Origin of the sequence: Brevundimonas sp., from assembly GCF_027487935.1 — a bacterium.
Lineage (GTDB): Bacteria > Pseudomonadota > Alphaproteobacteria > Caulobacterales > Caulobacteraceae > Brevundimonas.
Genome location: NZ_JAIYCP010000022.1, coordinates 21,989 through 39,170, shown reverse-complemented (window position 1 = coordinate 39,170; position 17,182 = coordinate 21,989). Strand labels below are relative to the sequence as shown.

22 protein-coding genes are annotated in these 17,182 nt (G+C 67.3%); 14 read left to right on the top strand and 8 right to left on the bottom strand.

From position 1 onward, the window contains the following. Positions 1-16 precede the first annotated feature (16 nt). The 7 genes from fliF to flhA all read left to right on the top strand — a co-directional run bounded on the left by fliF (position 17) and on the right by flhA (position 8,133). On the top strand, positions 17-1,657 hold the full coding sequence (gene fliF, locus Q0053_RS08545) for a flagellar basal-body MS-ring/collar protein FliF (RefSeq protein WP_298098793.1): 1,641 nt from the start codon (positions 17-19) through the stop codon (positions 1,655-1,657). Continuing rightward, positions 1,657-2,688 (top strand): flagellar motor switch protein FliG, encoded by a 1,032-nt coding sequence (gene fliG / locus Q0053_RS08540; RefSeq protein ID WP_298098790.1) that lies wholly within the window; start codon positions 1,657-1,659, stop codon positions 2,686-2,688. Before fliF ends, fliG begins: the two co-directional genes overlap by 1 nt. A gap of 1 nt (position 2,689) precedes the next feature. Next, positions 2,690-3,358: a flagellar assembly protein FlbE gene (locus tag Q0053_RS08535; RefSeq protein ID WP_298098787.1), complete on the top strand. Its 669-nt coding sequence runs from the start codon at positions 2,690-2,692 to the stop codon at positions 3,356-3,358. Beyond that, positions 3,358-3,690 (top strand): flagellar motor switch protein FliN, encoded by a 333-nt coding sequence (fliN, locus tag Q0053_RS08530; RefSeq protein ID WP_298098784.1) that lies wholly within the window; start codon positions 3,358-3,360, stop codon positions 3,688-3,690. The genes Q0053_RS08535 and fliN overlap by 1 nt, the downstream gene beginning before the upstream one ends. Positions 3,691-3,731: 41 nt before the next feature. Further along, positions 3,732-5,126, top strand: a complete 1,395-nt coding sequence (locus Q0053_RS08525; RefSeq protein WP_298098781.1) for a sigma-54-dependent Fis family transcriptional regulator — start codon at positions 3,732-3,734, stop codon at positions 5,124-5,126. A gap of 95 nt (positions 5,127-5,221) precedes the next feature. Beyond that, entirely contained in the window at positions 5,222-6,022 is an 801-nt protein-coding gene (gene bla / locus Q0053_RS08520; RefSeq protein ID WP_298098778.1) for a class A beta-lactamase, read from the top strand. 20 nt (positions 6,023-6,042) lie between these two features. Next, on the top strand, positions 6,043-8,133 hold the full coding sequence (gene flhA, locus Q0053_RS08515; protein ID WP_298098938.1) for a flagellar biosynthesis protein FlhA: 2,091 nt from the start codon (positions 6,043-6,045) through the stop codon (positions 8,131-8,133). A gap of 31 nt (positions 8,134-8,164) precedes the next feature. On the opposite strand, the gene Q0053_RS08510 is transcribed toward flhA, so the two are convergent. Beyond that, entirely contained in the window at positions 8,165-8,875 is a 711-nt protein-coding gene (locus Q0053_RS08510) for a hypothetical protein (RefSeq protein ID WP_298098775.1), read from the bottom strand. Positions 8,876-8,994: 119 nt separating this feature from the next. Here Q0053_RS08510 and Q0053_RS08505 point away from each other — a divergent pair, with 119 nt between their 5' ends. Beyond that, positions 8,995-9,495: an NUDIX domain-containing protein gene (locus Q0053_RS08505; protein ID WP_298098772.1), complete on the top strand. Its 501-nt coding sequence runs from the start codon at positions 8,995-8,997 to the stop codon at positions 9,493-9,495. On the opposite strand, the gene Q0053_RS08500 is transcribed toward Q0053_RS08505, so the two are convergent. The 7 genes from Q0053_RS08500 to Q0053_RS08470 form a co-directional block, all read right to left on the bottom strand. After that, entirely contained in the window at positions 9,492-10,016 is a 525-nt protein-coding gene (locus Q0053_RS08500) for a hypothetical protein (protein WP_298098769.1), read from the bottom strand. The genes Q0053_RS08505 and Q0053_RS08500 overlap by 4 nt on opposite strands. A gap of 34 nt (positions 10,017-10,050) precedes the next feature. Continuing rightward, positions 10,051-11,229 carry a VWA domain-containing protein gene (locus Q0053_RS08495; RefSeq protein WP_298098766.1) on the bottom strand — a complete coding sequence of 393 codons (1,179 nt, stop codon included), beginning with the start codon at positions 11,227-11,229 and terminating at the stop codon, positions 10,051-10,053. After that, positions 11,229-11,543, bottom strand: a complete 315-nt coding sequence (locus Q0053_RS08490) for a DUF86 domain-containing protein (protein ID WP_298098763.1) — start codon at positions 11,541-11,543, stop codon at positions 11,229-11,231. The genes Q0053_RS08495 and Q0053_RS08490 overlap by 1 nt, the downstream gene beginning before the upstream one ends. A gap of 25 nt (positions 11,544-11,568) precedes the next feature. Continuing rightward, positions 11,569-11,865 carry a nucleotidyltransferase family protein gene (locus Q0053_RS08485; protein ID WP_298098760.1) on the bottom strand — a complete coding sequence of 99 codons (297 nt, stop codon included), beginning with the start codon at positions 11,863-11,865 and terminating at the stop codon, positions 11,569-11,571. A gap of 88 nt (positions 11,866-11,953) precedes the next feature. Next, positions 11,954-12,325, bottom strand: coding sequence for a hypothetical protein (locus Q0053_RS08480; protein ID WP_298098756.1), 372 nt, complete (start codon positions 12,323-12,325; stop codon positions 11,954-11,956). Positions 12,326-12,408: 83 nt separating this feature from the next. After that, positions 12,409-12,615: a hypothetical protein gene (locus Q0053_RS08475; protein ID WP_298098753.1), complete on the bottom strand. Its 207-nt coding sequence runs from the start codon at positions 12,613-12,615 to the stop codon at positions 12,409-12,411. Positions 12,616-12,666: 51 nt separating this feature from the next. Beyond that, positions 12,667-13,194 (bottom strand): GNAT family N-acetyltransferase, encoded by a 528-nt coding sequence (locus Q0053_RS08470; protein WP_298098750.1) that lies wholly within the window; start codon positions 13,192-13,194, stop codon positions 12,667-12,669. A gap of 109 nt (positions 13,195-13,303) precedes the next feature. Here Q0053_RS08470 and Q0053_RS08465 point away from each other — a divergent pair, with 109 nt between their 5' ends. From Q0053_RS08465 to Q0053_RS08440, 6 genes are all read left to right on the top strand, one after another. Next, a complete protein-coding gene (locus tag Q0053_RS08465; RefSeq protein WP_298098747.1) occupies positions 13,304-14,224 on the top strand; it encodes a histone deacetylase family protein in 921 nt (306 codons plus the stop codon). A gap of 61 nt (positions 14,225-14,285) precedes the next feature. Beyond that, a complete protein-coding gene (locus tag Q0053_RS08460; protein ID WP_298098744.1) occupies positions 14,286-14,924 on the top strand; it encodes a histidine phosphatase family protein in 639 nt (212 codons plus the stop codon). A gap of 16 nt (positions 14,925-14,940) precedes the next feature. Next, positions 14,941-15,552 carry a peptidylprolyl isomerase gene (locus tag Q0053_RS08455; RefSeq protein WP_298098742.1) on the top strand — a complete coding sequence of 204 codons (612 nt, stop codon included), beginning with the start codon at positions 14,941-14,943 and terminating at the stop codon, positions 15,550-15,552. 119 nt (positions 15,553-15,671) lie between these two features. After that, on the top strand, positions 15,672-15,920 hold the full coding sequence (locus Q0053_RS08450) for an exodeoxyribonuclease VII small subunit (protein WP_298098739.1): 249 nt from the start codon (positions 15,672-15,674) through the stop codon (positions 15,918-15,920). Next, on the top strand, positions 15,920-16,270 hold the full coding sequence (locus Q0053_RS08445; RefSeq protein ID WP_298098736.1) for a tRNA-binding protein: 351 nt from the start codon (positions 15,920-15,922) through the stop codon (positions 16,268-16,270). The genes Q0053_RS08450 and Q0053_RS08445 overlap by 1 nt, the downstream gene beginning before the upstream one ends. Positions 16,271-16,305: 35 nt before the next feature. Continuing rightward, the gene (locus Q0053_RS08440; protein WP_298098733.1) at positions 16,306-17,178 is read left to right on the top strand and encodes a polyprenyl synthetase family protein; all 873 of its coding nucleotides are present in this window, start codon (positions 16,306-16,308) and stop codon (positions 17,176-17,178) included. The last annotated feature ends 4 nt before the right edge of the window (positions 17,179-17,182 follow it).

Sequence of the window (17,182 nt, the reverse complement as noted above, 5' to 3'; positions counted from 1 at the left end):
ATTCGGGGCGGGACGCGTGGGCGGCTTCACGGCGGCGTTGCAGAGATTCGGAATCGGTCGGCTGACCGTGGTGCTGGGCGTTGCCGCCGGCGTCGCGGCCGTGCTGGTCGCCGTCATGCTGCGCATCGGCCAGGCGCCTGACGCCCTGCTTTACTCCAACCTCGACCTCCAGGAAGCGTCCGAGGTCACGACCGCTCTCGACGCCGCCGGGATCAAATATTCCTCGAAGGGAGACGGTTCGACCATCTTCGTCAGTCGCGATGAGGTGGGCGAGGCGCGCATGCTGGTCGCCGGCAAGGGTCTGGTGACCTCCGGTTCGGTCGGCTACGAAGTTTTCGACAACCAGTCGGTGCTCGGCCAGACCGAATTTCAGCAGAACCTCAACGAAAAGCGCGCCCTCGAAGGCGAACTGGCCCGCAACATTCTGACCTGGCGAGGGATTAACTCCGCTCGCGTCATGATCGCCCTGCCGCGCCGCGAACTGTTCCAGTCCGATGCGGCCGAACCGACCGCCTCGGTGGTTGTGGGCGTCACCGGCGGCCAGCTGACCGGCGCCCAGGTCCAGGCCATCCGCAATGTCGTTGCCTCCTCGGTCCCCAATCTGAAGCCTGAAAAGGTCACCGTGACCGATACGTCCAACCGGACCCTGGCGGCCGGCTCGGACGCCGAGGGTTTCAGCGCCGCCTCGGCCCAGGACGCACAGCAAACGACCGAGGCCCGCTTGCAGGCGCGGATCATGGACATTGTCGAGGGCGTCGTCGGCGTCGGCGGCGCGCGGGTCCAGGTCACGGCAGATATCGACCACAGCCGCTCCACGACCCAGGAGCAGCGCTACGATCCGGACGGCCAGGTGGTGCGCTCCACCGCGACCAACGGCAGCGAGTCCACCGAGACGGAGCCTGCCGCGGAAGGCGGTGCCACCGCGACGAACAACATCCCGGGCGGTGCGCCACCGGAGGCCGCCATGGCCGGGTCACGCGACACGGCCAATACCGAGACCACCAACTACGAGATCTCCAACACGACCACGACCACCGTGAAGGAGGCCGGCGAGATCAAGCGACTGGCCGTTTCGGTCGCGGTGGACGGCCGTTGGACGCCCGCCGCCAATGGCGGTGCCCCGACCTATGCCCCGCGCACGCCCGCGGAGATCGCCCAGATCAAGACCCTGGTTGCCGCCGCCGTGGGTATTGATGAGGCCCGGGGTGACAAGATCGAGGTGCTCAACGCCCGGTTCAACCGCGACCTTGCTGTCGTCGGTGGTGAGGAGGCCACGTCGTCCCTGTTCAACTTCACCAAGGACGACATCATGCGCGGCGTGGAGCTGCTGGTGCTCCTGATCACCGGCCTGCTCCTGATCTTCTTCGTCCTGCGTCCTCTGCTGAAAACAGCGAGCGGGGTCGCAGCGGGCGGAGCCGGTCAGCTGCAGCTTGCCGGCGCGGGCGGCGGCGTGACCTCGCTGCAGACCGCCCTCGTGGGGGGCGCTGACGGTGCCATGGCCCAACTGGGCGGGCCGTCCGAGATGGACCAGCGGCTCGACATCGCCCGGATCGAGGGCCAGGTGAAGGCCTCTTCGGTCAAGAAGGTCGCAGAGTTCGTCGAGAAGCATCCTGACGAATCGGCCGCTATCCTGCGCAGCTGGATCCATGAAGGCTGATGGCGCGCTCGATTGGCAAAAAGGCGGTTGATGACGCCAAGAAGCTGACAGGGCCGGAGAAGGCTGCCGTCGTCCTGCTCGCTCTCGGGGAGGACCATACCCGTCTGTGGCAAGCCCTGGACGAGGAGGAGATCAAGGAGGTCTCCCAGGCCATGTCGTCGCTCGGCACGGTCAGCAGCCAGGTCGTCGAGGATCTGCTGATCGAGTTTGTCTCGGGCATGAGCGGCTCCGGCGCCGTCATGGGCAGTTTCGATCAGACCCAGCGCCTGCTGGCGGCCTTCATGCCGAAGGACCGCGTCGAAGGCATGATGGAGGAGATCCGGGGCCCCGCTGGTCGCACCATGTGGGACAAGCTCGGCAATGTGAACGAGGCTGTCCTCGCCAACTATCTGAAGAATGAATATCCGCAGACCGTCGCTGTGGTGCTCTCGAAGATCAAGCCGGAGCATGCTGCCCGGGTCCTGACCAGCCTGCCCGAGGATTTCGCTCTCGAATGCGTGCAGCGCATGCTGCGGATGGAGCCTGTCCAGCGCGAGATCCTCGACAAGATCGAACAGACCCTGCGCAATGAATTCATGTCGAACCTGGCGCGCACTTCGAAGCGCGACAGCCACGAGATGATGGCCGACATCTTCAACAGCTTTGACCGTCAGACCGAGGCCCGCTTCATCGGCGCGCTGGAAGAGCGCAACCGCGAGTCTGCCGAACGCATCCGCGCCCTGATGTTCGTGTTCGAGGACCTCGCCAAGCTGGATCCCGGCGGTGTGCAGACCCTGTTGCGCGGGGTCGAGAAGGACTCCCTCGGCCTTGCCATGAAGGGGGCCTCGGAATCCCTGCGCGAGCTGTTCTTCTCCAACATGTCCGAGCGCGCCGCCAAGATTCTGCGCGAGGACATGGAGTCGATGGGGCCGGTTCGCCTCAAGGACGTCGATCAGGCTCAGATGGCCATGGTCCAGGTCGCCAAGGATCTCGCCGCCAAGGGCGACATCATGCTGGTGGGCCAGGGCGGCGACGACGAGTTGATCTATTGACATGACCCCTCAGCCCCTCAGCACCCCCTTCGCCTTTGACACCGAGTTCGACGCCTCGGGTGAGGTCATTCGCGCCGCGGTCTTCCGTCCGATCAAGCGTGCCTATGGTCCGGCCGAGGTGGACGCCCTCGTCGCCCAGGCCCGCCTGGAGGCCCGCAATGCGGCCCTCGCCGAGGTCGAGAGCATCCAGGCCATGGCCCTGTCGACCATCGGCCAGGCGCTGGCCGCTGCCGCCCCGGCTCTCGCCCAGGTGGCCCAGCTGCATCGTCAGCAGGCCGCCGAGCTGGCCCTCACGGCGGCCCGCGTCGTGTCCGCTTCCGCGCTCGACCGCCACCCCGAGGCCCCTCTGCAAGCCGCGCTCGAAGCGTTGGGCCAGGAGATCGACGCCTCGCCGCGGCTGGTCATCCGTACCGGCGATCTCACCGAAGCGACCCATGCGCGGATTCAGCAGCTGTGCGCCGACGCCGGCTTCTCGGGCATTGTCGCCTTCCGCACCGAGCCCGCCATGGCACCGGCCGCCTTCCAGCTTGAATGGGCCGACGGCCGCGCCGCCTTCGATCCGGAAGATGCCTTCACCCGCATGAGTGAAGCCTTGAGCTCCGCCCTGGCCGCCGAGGCCGGACATGCCGAAAATCTATCCCCCGAAACCTCGACCGAAGGGAGGCCGTAATGGAATCTGACACCATGGCCCTGGAGGAGTTTCCGGACTCCGATGCACTCGCGGTGATCGATGAGCCGTCGGACAAGACAGCCCAGGATCTCGCGCCTGTCTTCGACGTGCCGGTCAACATCTCGGCGGTGCTGGGCAAGGCCCATATGTCTGTGGCCCAGCTTCTCAAGCTGAACCGCGGCAGTGTGCTGGAGCTCGACCGCAAGGTCGGCGAGGCCATCGACATCTTCGTCAACAACCGGCTGGTTGCCCGCGGCGAGGTCGTCGTCGTCGAGGACCGGCTGGGCGTGACCATGACGGAAATCATCAAGACCGAGGACTCCGCCGCCTGATCGGCGGCCGGTTCGTGCGTAAAGAATAGAGGAGAAGACCGATGCGGCTTCTGGTAGTGGGCAGGCTCAGCGGACAGCTGGCGACGGCGGTGAAGATGGCCATGGCGCACGGCGCCAAGGTCAGCCATGTCGAGCGCGGCGATCAGGCGACGGAGCAGCTCCGTCGAGGGCAGGGGGCCGACCTGCTGATGGTCGACTATCGCATCGACATCGCGGCCCTGATTGCGGCCAATGAGGCCGAGCGAATCCACGTCACCGTGGTGGCCTGCGGCGTCGACGCCGACGCCACGGATGCGGCCAACGCCATTCGCGCCGGGGCCAAGGAGTTCATCCCCCTGCCGCCCGAGGCCGATCTCATCGCCGCGGTCCTGTCCGCCGTCGCGGATGACGATCGCCCGCTGATTTCCGCCGACCCGTCGATGAAGGCGGTCATCATGCTGGCCGACCAGGTCGCCCGCTCCGAGGCCTCGATCCTGATCACCGGCGAAAGCGGCGTCGGCAAGGAGGTGATGGCCCGTTACCTGCACAATGGTTCGAAGCGCGCCGAACGCCCGTTCATCAGCGTCAACTGCGCCGCCATTCCCGACAATCTGCTGGAATCCGAGCTGTTCGGCCATGAGAAGGGGGCCTTCACCGGTGCCATGGCCCGCCGCATCGGCAAGTTCGAGGAGGCCGACGGCGGCACCCTGCTGCTCGACGAGATCTCCGAGATGGACGTCCGTCTGCAGGCCAAGCTGCTGCGCGCCATCCAGGAGCGGGTCATCGACCGCGTCGGCGGGACCAAGCCGGTGCCGGTCAACATCCGCATCATCGCCACCTCGAACCGCGATCTCGCCAAGTCGGTGGCCGAGGGAACCTTCCGCGAGGACCTGCTTTACCGCCTCAACGTCGTTAACCTGCGCCTTCCGGCCCTGCGCGAGCGGCCCGGCGACATCTCCGTCCTGGCCGACCATTTCGTCAGGAAATACGCGGCCGCCAACGGCGTGCCGGTGCGGCCGATCTCGCTCGATGCCCGCCGCGCCCTGGTCTCGCATCGCTGGAACGGCAACGTCCGCGAGCTGGAAAACGCCATGCACCGCGCCGTTCTGCTGGCGGTCGGCCCCGAGATCGACGTCGAGGCCATCCGCCTGCCCGACGGCCAGCCGCTCAGCGCCGGCTCCCACGGTGCCGCTGGCTATGACAGCCCCGCCGCCCGTGCCGCCCAGACCGCTGACGCCGTCACCCGCGCCCACGTCGGCCAGACGGTGGCGCAGATGGAGAAGGCGCTGATCCTCGACACCCTGTCGCACTGCCTCGGCAACCGCACCCATGCGGCCAACATCCTCGGTATCTCGATCCGCACCCTTCGCAACAAGCTGAACGAATACGCCGACGAAGGCACCCAGATCATCGCCCCCCAGTCCGGCGTCGCCGCCCCCGGCTACGCGGCCGCCTGAGCGTGACCACGGGTGCGGATCGCAGAAGCGTCCTGACCGGCCTCGGCGCGCTGGGGCTGATGGGCTGCGATCAGGCGCAACAGAGAGAGCCTGTGATGATCGTTCCGCGCGTCAGGCTTGACCTGAGCGCGCTCGAGGCGCGGCACGGCGGGCGGTTGGGAGTAAGCGCCTGGAGCGCCACTCGCGTAGCGGGTTGGCGGGACGAAGAGCGCTTCGTGTATTGCTCGACCTTCAAGGCTTATCTGGCGGCGGCGACCCTGCTCCGGGTTCAGGCAGGCGAAGAGCGCCTTGATCGTCTCATCCCGGTGACCGCTGCCGACATGATCAACCATGCACCGGTCACCGAGGCCGCGGTGGGCGGAACCCTGACCGTCGAGCAGTTGATGGAAGCGACGGTTGGTCTTAGCGACAACCCGGCCGCCAATATCCTCATCCGCGAACTGGGTGGACTGGAAGCTATGCGCGGCTTCTACCGAGGCATCGGCGACCAGAGCACGCGGGTTGACCGCCTGGAGCCCGAAATGAACCGACTGGACGGCGACAAGGACACGATCACCCCCGCCCGGTCTGCCGTGAACCTGCGGCGACTGTTCGTGAGCCGCGACACGCCTCTCTCGACCGGGTCGAAGGAGCGGCTTCTGCGCTGGATGTTCGAGACCCCGACCGGACCGGGCCGGATCAAGGCTGGCGTTCCGGTCGGATGGCGCGTCGCGCACAAGACGGGCACAGGCGGCTACGGCCCCACGAACGACATCGGTCTGCTCTATCCGCCAACGGGCGCCCCGATCACACTCGCCATCTATTACCACGGCGTCCGCGCCTCCTCGGACTCAGAGAATGAGGCCGTCATCGCTGACGCCACACGCCTGACCCTCTCCGCCCTCGGCTACGCATGACCGACATCCCCGCCTCGACCATGATGCGCGACGGCATGGCCCGTCCGACCGGTCGCGACATCATGGGCTGGGTCGCGCGCGGCGAGGTGGGCATGGCCATCGGCGTCATCGGCGTCATCCTGCTGCTGATCCTGCCGATCCCGGTCTTCCTGATGGATGTGCTGCTGGCGGTTTCGCTCGTCTCCAGCGTGCTGATCCTGATGACCGCGGTGATGATGAAGAAGCCGCTGGACTTCGCCATCTTCCCGACGGTCCTGCTGGTCTCGACCCTGTTCCGGCTGGGCCTCAACCTGGCCTCGACCCGCCTCGTCCTGAGCCACGGCCACGAGGGTCCGGGCGGTGCCGGTCAGGTCATCGAGGCCTTCGGTGCCCTGATGATGGGCGGCAGTTTCATCATCGGCATCATCATCTTCGCCATCATCCTGGTGGTGAATTTCGTCGTCATCACCAAGGGCTCGACCCGTATCGCCGAGGTCTCGGCCCGCTTCACCCTGGACTCCATGCCGGGCAAGCAGATGGCCATCGACGCCGACCTGTCGTCCGGCCTGATCGATGAGGACACCGCCAAGCGTCGCCGCAAGGAACTGGAGCAGGAATCGACCTTCTTCGGGGCCATGGACGGTGCCTCGAAATTCGTCCGCGGCGACGCCGTCGCCGGCCTGATCATCGTCTTCATCAATGCCATCGGCGGCATTCTGATCGGCACGCTCCAGCACGGCATGAGCATCGGCGACGCGGCCAACTCCTATGTCGCCCTGACCGTCGGTGACGGCCTGGTGACCCAGGTTCCGGCCATCATCATCTCGATCGCCGCCGGCTTCCTGGTCTCGAAGGCCGGTGTCGAGGGCACAGCCGACAAGGCCCTCGTCGCCCAGCTGGCCACCAACCCCGTCAGTCTCGGCGTGGTTTCCGCCGCCTCCGGCCTGATCGGCCTGATCCCCGGCATGCCCCTGCTGCCGTTCGCAGCCCTGGCCCTCGGCGCAGGCTTCATGGCCTGGCGACTGGGCCGTAACAGGCTCAAACCCCTGCCGACCGAGGGCGAGCTGGCCGACGCTGCCGGACCGAAGGATGATGTCGAGGAGCCCATCGGCACCGCCCTGGCCATCGATGAGGTCAAGATCGAGCTGGGCTATTCCCTGTTGTCCCTGATCAACGATCTCGAGGGCCGCCGCCTGACCGACCAGGTCCGAGCCCTGCGCCGATCCCTGGCCCAGGAGTATGGCTTCGTCATGCCGTCGGTGCGCATCCTCGACAACATGCGGCTCGGCACCCAGGCCTACGCCATCCGCATCAAGGAGATGGAGGCGGGCACCGGCGAGGTCCGTCTCGGCTCGCTGATGGCCATGGACCCGGCCGGCCGTCAGGTCGAGCTGCCGGGCGAACACACCAAGGAGCCGGCCTTTGGCCTGCCCGCCACCTGGATCGACGAAAGCCTGCGCGAGGAGGCCACCTTCCGCGGCTATACGATCGTCGACCCGTCCACAGTGCTGACCACCCACCTGACCGAAATCCTCAAGGAGAATATGGCGGACCTGCTGACCTATGCCGAGGTGCAGAAGCTGCTCAGGGAACTGGGGACCGAAGAGAAGAAGCTGGTCGAGGAACTGATCCCGTCCGTCGTCACCGTCACCACCCTGCAGCGCGTCCTTCAGAGCCTGCTGCGCGAGAAGGTCTCGATCCGCGATCTGGGTGCCATTCTCGAGGGCCTGGCCGAGGCCGCGCCGCATACCAGCTCGGTCACCACCCTGGTCGAACACGTTCGCGGCCGTTTGGCACGCCAGCTGTGCTGGCAGCACAAGGGCGACGACGGGGCCCTGCCCATCGTCACCCTGTCGCCGGACTGGGAAGCCGCCTTCGCCGAGGCCCTGATCGGCCAGGGCGAGGACCGCCAGCTGGCCATGGCTCCCTCACGGCTGCAGGACTTCATTCGCGCCGTCCGCGACGTGTTCGAACGGGCCGCCATGGCCGGCGAGACGGCCGTCCTGCTGACCGGCCCGCAGATCCGCCCCTATGTCCGCTCGATCATCGAACGCTTCCGCGGCCAGACCGTGGTCATGAGCCAGAACGAGGTCCACCCGAGGGCCCGCCTGCGGACGATCGGAACGGTCTAGGCATCCTTCTCCCGCAAGGGGAGAAGGATGCCTACTCCACTTCCGTCCAACCCCCGGCGGACGCATTCCGCGCTGCGTCGTTCACGGGCCGGGCCACCAGTCCGGACTGGGTGATCCAGACCTCATACTGGGCCCCGTCGGCCATCGGCATATAGGCACCGCCGCCGTACAGGGTGTCGACCGCGTCGACATATTTCCGGTATTTCCGCGCCGTATCCCAGGCACTGATCCGCCATGGCAACCACCCCGGCCCGGCGTCTCCGCCCGCGAGGGGATGCACGCTGCGGGTCGCATGGATCTCCTGCTCGACCGACTGATAGCGGCCGGACAGGCGGTCCAGCCTGTACTGGGTGTCCAGCCCCAGTACATTGGCCCAGGGCTTCCATTTCAGCACCTGCGCCTCGATGCGCCATTCATCGCCATGCAGCGGAAACAGGTTGCTGACCCCCGGCGCGCTCTCGCCCATGCCGGGCTGCATCACCGTGGCTTCGAAATACTGGGGTCCCAGCTGCCGGGTCTGAACCGTTGCGACCGGCCGCTCATAGGTCAACCGACCGTAGGTCTGGACGTCCAGCGCCAGCAGGGCAGCGATCGCGCCGACCGCCATCAGGCCCGCGCCGCCGGCCCCGGCCAGCAGGCCGCTGAACACCCGTCCCTTGAACACCGACAGCAGGCCGCTGATCAGCAGTCCCGTACCGATCAGGCCAACGACCGTCGGAGCGATCCACCACCACCACACCATAGCAACACTCTTCCCGATCCCGACAGGAACTGATCATTACCCCAAATCCTCAGAACAGAGACGGTTTCTCCCCTCGCGCGACTGGACAGGCCCCGAGGCCCCGCTAATGCTCGCGCCCGATGAAATCCGTTCCCCGCTCCCAGCCGGGCCCGTCTCGCCCGGGGCTCTCCGCCACCCACCTCCAGTTCGGCACTGCCGACCCCGGCCTGGACTACCAACCCCGTGCCACCGCCTTCGGCCTTGTGACCCATGAGGGAAATCTGGCCTGCGTCCGCATTGATCGGGGCGAGGGCAGCTATCTGGACCTGCCCGGCGGTGCCGTGGACGGCAACGAAACCGAAGAACAGGCCCTGGTCCGCGAGTTCCTTGAGGAAACCGGCATGACGGTCCGGCCCCTGACCCGCATTGCCGAGGCGTCCCAGTATTTCCGCAAGACCGACGGCAGGCCCCTCAACAACACGGGCGGCTTCTGGATCGCCGAACAGCTGTCCCTGGACCCCGCCGCCAAGGTCGAGACCGACCACGACCTGGTCTGGCTTGACCCCCATGAGGCCCTGGCCCGGCTGCGGCACGAGGCCCATGCCTGGGCCGTGGCGGTCTGGCTGCGGGGCCGCTTCTAGTCCTTGCCGCCCAGCCGGATCCTCAGGCCGCCCTCGTCCCGGTCGACGCCGCTGGCGGGACGGCATTCCTCCGTCCAGGCCACGCCACCCTGCGCCTGGACGCGCGGGCGGGTCTCACAGGACCGCTCCTCCAGCACCCTCGCCGGCCGCTGCGGCCGGGAGGGCGCGCCGCATTGCAGGGCATAGCGGTCGCCCGCCGCTGCCTGACGGCATTCATCGACCGCCCCCGCGGGGGCCAGGCCGGCGGGCAGGTCGGCTCCCAGATGGGCGGCCAGCGTCACCCGCACCCGCGCCTGACAGGCCTCGAGGGTTTCCTGACTGGACCGGATCAGCGGGCTGCACTCCGCCCGCTCATAGCCCCAGGGATCGGCGCGGGCGGAGTCGGGAATGGGCGGGAGTTCGGCTGCCGGGACGGGCTGGGCGGCCTCGACGGGCACCGGGGTCTCCCACACCACCTGACCCGCTGCGGCGGGGAGGGGGGCGGCTTGTTGCAGAATGACGGCGAAGACGGCGGCGAGCATGGGGGCACTCCTCGGACGACCGGCGAACCCTAACCTATTTGGCCAGCGCCCGCATCGCCTTCTCCAGCCCGTCCAGCGTCAGCGGATACATTCGCTCATCGACCAGCTCGCGCAGCATCCCGACCGAGGCGGAATAGTTCCAGTAGCGCTCGGGTGAAGGGTTCAGCCAGGCCACCTTGTCCCACTGCTGCGTCGCCCGCTTCATCCAGACGGTGCCCGCTTCCTCGTTCCAGTGCTCGACCGAACCGCCGGGCATGGTCACCTCATACGGACTCATGGTGGCATCGCCGACGAAGATGGCACGCCAGTCGGCGGGGTATTTGTTCAGCACGTCCCAGGTCGGGATCTTCTCGCTGTGCCGGCGCCGGTTGTCCTTCCACACCCCCTCGTAGAGGCAGTTGTGGAAGTAGAAGAATTCCAGATGTTTGAACTCGGTCTTGGCGGCCGAGAACAGTTCCTCGCACATCTTCACATGGGCATCCATCGAGCCGCCGATGTCGAGGAACAGCAGCACCTTGATCGTATTGCGCCGCTCGGGCCGCATATGGATGTCCAGCCAGCCCTGACGCGCCGTGCCGTCGATGGTGGCATCCATGTCCAGCTCGTCCAGCGCCCCCTGCCGGGCGAACCGGCGCAGGCGGCGCAGGGCCACCTTGATGTTGCGGGTGCCCAGTTCGACCTGGTCGTCCAGATTCCGGTACTCGCGCTTCTCCCAGACCTTGACCGCCCGCCCGTGCTTGCCTGGCCCACCGATACGCACGCCCTCGGGATTGTAGCCGCCGTGGCCGAACGGGCTGGTGCCGCCGGTGCCGACCCATTTGTTGCCGCCCTCGTGCCGGCCCTTCTGCTCTTCCAGACGCTGTTTCAGCGTCTCCATCAGCTTGTCGAACCCGCCGAGGGCCTCGATCTCGGCCTTCTCCTCATCGGTGAGGAATTTCTCATTGAGCAGCTTCAGCCAGTCCTCGGGCACGTCCAGCGACGGCTCCTCGCCGGCGCCGACACTTTCAATTCCGGCGAACACCTTGCCGAACACCTGGTCGAAACGGTCGTAGTGTTTCTCGTCCTTGACCAGCACCGCCCGCGACAGATGGTAGAAGTCATCGACCTTCCGCCCGGCCACGTCCTTGTCCATGGCCTCCATCAGATGGAGCCATTCCTTCATAGACACGGGAACCTTGGCGTCGCGCAGGGCGGTGAAGAAGGGGAGGAGCATCAGTCGAAATCTTCTGGTGGCGGCGGAGCTGGCAAGTCGATTGCCAGTCTCGGAATGTCATTGATGGCGATCTCCCAAAGCTCCCCATGATCGATGCGCCGATACTCATGGGCAATGATATGCCTGAGTTTGGCGATGCGCTGCCAGGGTACGTCGGGATGGGCCATTCTTACACCCGCGCCGACCTTGTTGGCTGCCTCGCCCATCATGACGAAGAACATCGCCAGGGCGTGAGGCTTGGCCTTGTCGCCGAGAAACGCTTCGCGCACCTCCCCATCGACGATTTTTTCGATCAGCGCGATGGCCTCGATCATCTCGCCAACGAGGCCAGCATCACGTTCAGACCACAAGGGCGTCACGCTCGGCAGTTCTGCGGATATAGGGGTTCCGCAAGGCGGCGTTTGTAACCATCTCGACCTTGGTACCGACCTGTTCGGTAAGGTCTTCCTCGATGCCGAAGAAGCGGAAACCCATCGGTTTCGCCAAATCCACCAGCAGGTCCACATCGCTGTCCGGTCCCGCCTCGTCCCGCGCATAACTCCCGAACAGGCGCACATTGACGATGCCCTGCTCTTCCAGCCAGGGCTTCAGTTCGCGCAGCTTGATCAGCAATTCATCGCGGGTCATTCGACCCATATAGTCTATCCGCGCCGCAGGATGAACTCGTCATCCATCCACGCCCCGACCGGATAGTGATACCCGCCCACCTTGGGACGCGGCACGACTATGGCTGTGCCGCTTCCCATCCGCCCGGCAAAGCCAATGCGAAGATCAACGATCCCACCTTGGGCAACTCCGCATCGCCAGGCTCGCCCGTCGCTCGGGCCTTGAAGCTCCAGGCACCGATGTTGCGCAGGACAACCATCGTCTGTCGCTTGAGGTCGTTGCGTTCCGCCGTAAAGACGGCGGCGAGCGGGACGTCCTGGTCGCCTATCGTGGCGATCGAAAAATCCCCTTCGACCGCAGCGACGTTCTGCCAACTTCGGCGAATGTCCTGCACGGCTGCGGCGAACAGCTGCTCGGCCGAATAGGCCTCCGGATAGCGGGTGGCGAACAGGCTGACATAGGTCGTATCCCGCCACGACGCGCAACTCACGTCCTCGCCCCTCGCGAGAGGGTCGTCGCCCTGGGTATAAAACGTGATGGCGTCGCGCGGGTCGCCGACATTGAACGCACAGGTCAGCCGCTGGCCACGTGGCGCACCAGCGGAACCTCCCCGCGGGTGACGTTGATGAAGAACGGGCGGGCGTCGTTCCTGTCCATGACCGCGTCGGCATGCGCCTTAGCGGCGGCGATCTCCTCGACCGTAGCCGGGGCGTCCGCCTCCTGCGCCCAGGCCATCGACGACGCCAGCATGGCCGCTATGAAAACCAGTCGTCCGATCATGTCGTCATCCCATACTCAAGACAGGATCAAGCCACGGTTGCGGGCCACCGTCTATCCCCGTCTGAGTATGAACTCGTCATCCATCCAGGCCCCGACCGGATACTGATACTCGCCCGCCACCTCGAACCCGTAGGCCGCATACAGCTTCTGCGCCTTCGCATTGCCGCTCCAGACGCCGATCCACAGCGGCCCGTCGGTGTTCGCCTCCATCCACTCCAGCGCCACTGTCAGCAGCCTCGTCCCCAGCCCAAGACCCTGCGCCGCCTTTGACACATACAGCCGCCGCAGCTCGGCATGGCTGGGCCGTGCATCCGGATGGGGCAGGGTGTTCGGTCCGGTATTGGCAAAGGCCAGCAGTGCGCCGTCCCGCTCCGCTACCCACCAGGCCGCGCCGGGCTCCTGCAGCTTCGCCCGGATCGCTTCGGGGCGAAAACTGGCGTCGAGGAAACGCGCCAGATCCCCGGCCGGATAGGGGATGCCGAACCCCTCCACAAAGGTGTCGAGGAAGGTCTGCCGTCCCAGCACGCCCAGGGCGGCGGCGTCGGCGTCTACGGCGGGGCGGATCAGCGGCTCGGTCATGGCCCCGCTTTCACCCGATCTCCCGTCCGGCTCAACCCATTTCTTCTACCCGTCGGGTCGCCGGGATGAGCGCATGATGTTTGTCACATTAAGCGCTAGAATAGGCCCGATGAGCGTCGCCCTCTTCACCCACCCCGACATGCTGGCCCACCGCCCCGGCGTCGGCCATCCCGAGAGCCCGGAGCGGCTGCAGGCCGTTCTGGACGCCCTCGACGCCGCGGACCTCGGCCTCGACCGCCATGCCGCGACCGAGGCTGCGGTCGCCGACCTCGAACGCCTGCATCCCGCCGACCATGTCGCCCGCCTGCTCGCCGCTGGGCCCGACAGCGGCCTGCGCCAGCTGGACGCCGACACTGTCCTTTCGCCGGGCAGCGTCCGCGCTGCCCGCCTCGCCGCCGGTGCCGTGATCGATGCCGTCCGCGCCGTCGCCCGCAGCGAGACCGCCCGCGCCTTTGCCGCTGTCCGCCCGCCCGGCCACCATGCGGAACCCGGCCAGAGCATGGGCTTCTGCCTGTTCTCCAACGTCGCCGTCGCCGCCCGCGTGGCCCAGTCCGAGGGCATGGCCCGGGTCGCCGTGATCGATTTCGACGTCCACCACGGCAACGGCACCCAGGCCGCATTCGAATCAGACGACAGCCTGTTTCTCGGCTCCATCCACCAGTCGCCACTCTATCCCGGAACAGGCGCGGCGTCCGAGACCGGCGTCGGCAACATCGTCAACGTCCCGGTCCCGCCCCATGCGGCCCGCGAGGCCTGGCGCGGAGCCTTCGCCGGCGGGCTGATGCCGGCGCTCGAGGCCTTCCGCCCCGACCTGATCCTGATCTCCGCCGGTTTCGACGCCCACCGCCGCGATCCGCTGGCCCATCAGTCCCTGGAGGCCGAGGATTTCGCCTGGGCCACCCGCGCCGTCCTCGAGGTCGCGCGCTCGCGCTGCGGCGGCAAGGTTGTGTCCTCGCTCGAGGGCGGTTACGACCTAGAGGGTCTGGGCCGTTCCGCTGTCGCCCACGTTCAGGCCCTGGGGGAGGAATAAAGGACGGTTCGCCAATCGCTTGCCTCCAGACATCATGCCCGCCCCCGCCAGAGACTCACTGATGGCCGACGCCCTTGCGCCGTCGAAGACAGAGCCCGTGCTGCCGCGCGCCGCCCTGGTCTCGGTGCGTCCGGGTGCCATCGTCCTGGCCCGCCATGGCGAGCCGGCCCTGTCACGCAAATGCTACCTGACCTCCGACCAGTACCGCGACTGGTGGGCCCGGTACGAGGTCGGCGGCCTGCGCGCCGGCCAGACCCCGCCCCCTGAACTGCTGGCCACGGCCGAGGGCGCGGGCGCCATCTACGCCTCGACCCGCCCCCGCGCCCAGGAGACCGCCGCCGCCATCGCCGCCGGTCGTGAGGTCATGTCGGACGCCCTGTTCATCGAGGCCCCCCTGCCGCCGCCGCATTTCCCCGACTGGTTCAAACTGCCGCCCAAATACTGGGGCGCGGTCGCGCGCTTCTGGTGGCATGTCTTCAATCACCACGAGGGTCAGGAGAGCCGGCGCGAGGCCGAGTGCCGCGCCGAAAAGGCTGCGCAGGCCCTGATCGCCCGCGCCGAAAGCGGTCAGGACGTGCTGGTCCTCGCCCACGGCTATTTCAACCACATGGTCGGCCGCCGGCTGCGCGCGGGCGGCTGGACCCTGGTCCACAACCAGGGCTTCAAATACTGGTCCCAGCGGCGGTTCGAGAAACGCTGACGGGCGGGAGAGGGCGATGATTCGACGGTCCCTGCTCGCCCTCTGCCTCACCGCCGCCCTGTCGGCTCCGGCCGCCGCCCAGGATGCATCGCCGGACCCGGCGGTTGCCGTCCGCGTGATTCTCGAAACCTCCGCCGGATCCATCCTCGTCGAGACCGATCCCCGCGCGCCCGCCACCGCCGCCAACTTCCTCCGCTATGTCGACGAGGGGCGGTTCAACGGGACCGACTTTTACCGCGGCATGGCGCTGGGTGCCGGGACCGGCGTGGTCCAGGGCGGGACCGCCAATGCGCCGGACCGCATCCTGCCGCCGATCGCCCATGAGCCGACCAGCCAGACCGGCCTGCGCCATGTCGACGGGGCGCTCTCCATGGCGCGGTTCGATCCGGGCACGGCCGACGGAGACTTCTTCATCATCGTCGGCAATCTGCCCGGTTTCGACGCCGGCCGGGCCGCGCCGGGCGATCCGGGTTTCGCCGTCTTCGGTCGTGTCATTGAGGGCATGGACGTCGTCCGCACCATCCTCGCCGCCCCCAAATCCCCCACCGAGGGCGAGGGCTTCATGCGCGGCCAGATGCTCGACCCCCGCATCCGCATCATCACCGCCCGCCGCGCGCCCGTCCCCTGAGCCGTTGCTCTTGCTCTACGAGGGCGGGTTCATCACGAAGGACCCTTCCAGCCCCAATCGCCCGCCGGACCCCGCTCTCCGCTTGAGGCCCGGCTCCGCCCCCTCTAGGGTCGTTCGCGATGACCGAAACAGCCCCCATCCCCGCCGACCTCAGCTTCGAGGACGCCCTGCAGCGCCTCGAAGCCATCGTGTCCAAGCTCGAGTCCGGCCAGGCCCCGCTTGAGGAGTCCATCGCCCTCTATGAAGAGGGTGCGCGGCTCAAGGCGCATTGCGAGAACCGTCTCAAGGCCGCCCAGCTGCGCGTCGAGAAGATCGTGGTCGGCCCCGACGGCCAGGCGAAGGGCGTCGAACCGGCCGGGTTCAGCTGATGCCGGCCCCCGCCACGCAGATCGCCTTCGATGACTTCATGAAGGTCGATGTTCGCGTGGGTCAGGTGCTCGCCGTCGATCCTTTCCCCGAGGCGCGCAAGCCGGCGTGGAAGCTCACCATAGATTTCGGCCCCGACATCGGCGTGAAGAAGTCCTCGGCCCAGATCACCGTCCACTATACCCGCGACCAGCTGCTGGGCCGCAAGGTCGCCGCCGTCGTCAACTTTCCGCCGCGCCAGATCGGCCCCTTCATGTCCGAGGTCCTGACCCTGGGCTTTCCCGATGCGGCGGGCGAGGTGGTCCTGGTCGGTGTCGACCGCGAGGTCCCCCTCGGCGGGAGGCTGTTCTGAACCGGATCCTCGCCGCCAATTCGCCGGAGCAGGGCGTGATCGACCGGGTGGCCGAGATCGCCGATCTGGTCACCGTCGCCCTGGATGAACTCCTGCCGCGCGCCGATGGCCCCGAATCGCGCCTGACCGAGGCCATGCGCTATGCCGCCCTCGGCCCCGGCAAGCGGTTACGTCCCTTCTTCGCCCTCGAGGCCGCCAATCTGTTCGACATCGAGGAGCGGCCGGTGCTCCGCGCCGCCTGTGCCCTCGAATGCGTCCATGCCTACAGCCTGGTGCACGACGACCTGCCCTGTATGGACGACGACGACGTCCGCCGTGGACGGCCGACCGTGCACAGGGCCTATGACGAGGCCACCGCCGTCCTCGCCGGCGACGCCCTGCAGACCGCCGCCTTCGACATCCTGCTGCACGAGGACACCCACGACGACCCCGCCGTGCGCTGCGAACTGGCCGCCCGCCTGTCGCTGGCCAGCGGCGCCCGCGGCATGGCCGGTGGCCAGATGATCGACCTGCTGGGCGTCCGCGACGACCTCGGCGGCGTGGCCCGGATGCAGCGGCTCAAGACCGGGGCCCTGTTCACCTATGCCTTCGAGATTCCCCTGATCATCGCCGGGGCCCGCGAGGTTCACCGTCAGGCCCTGACCAGCTTCGCCCACGACATCGGCCTGGCCTACCAGATCGTCGACGATCTGCTGGACGTTGAGGGCGACGAGGACATCCTGGGCAAGGCGGCCAACAAGGACGCCGCCCGCGGCAAGACCAATTTCGTCACCCTGCTGGGCGTCGACCAGGCGCGGCATCGCGTCGCGCATCTCGCCGATCAGGCCCGGGGCCACCTCGACCTTTTCGGCCCCGATGCCGAAATCCTCAAGGCCAGTGTCGACTTCGTGCTAAAGCGCCAGTCTTGACCGC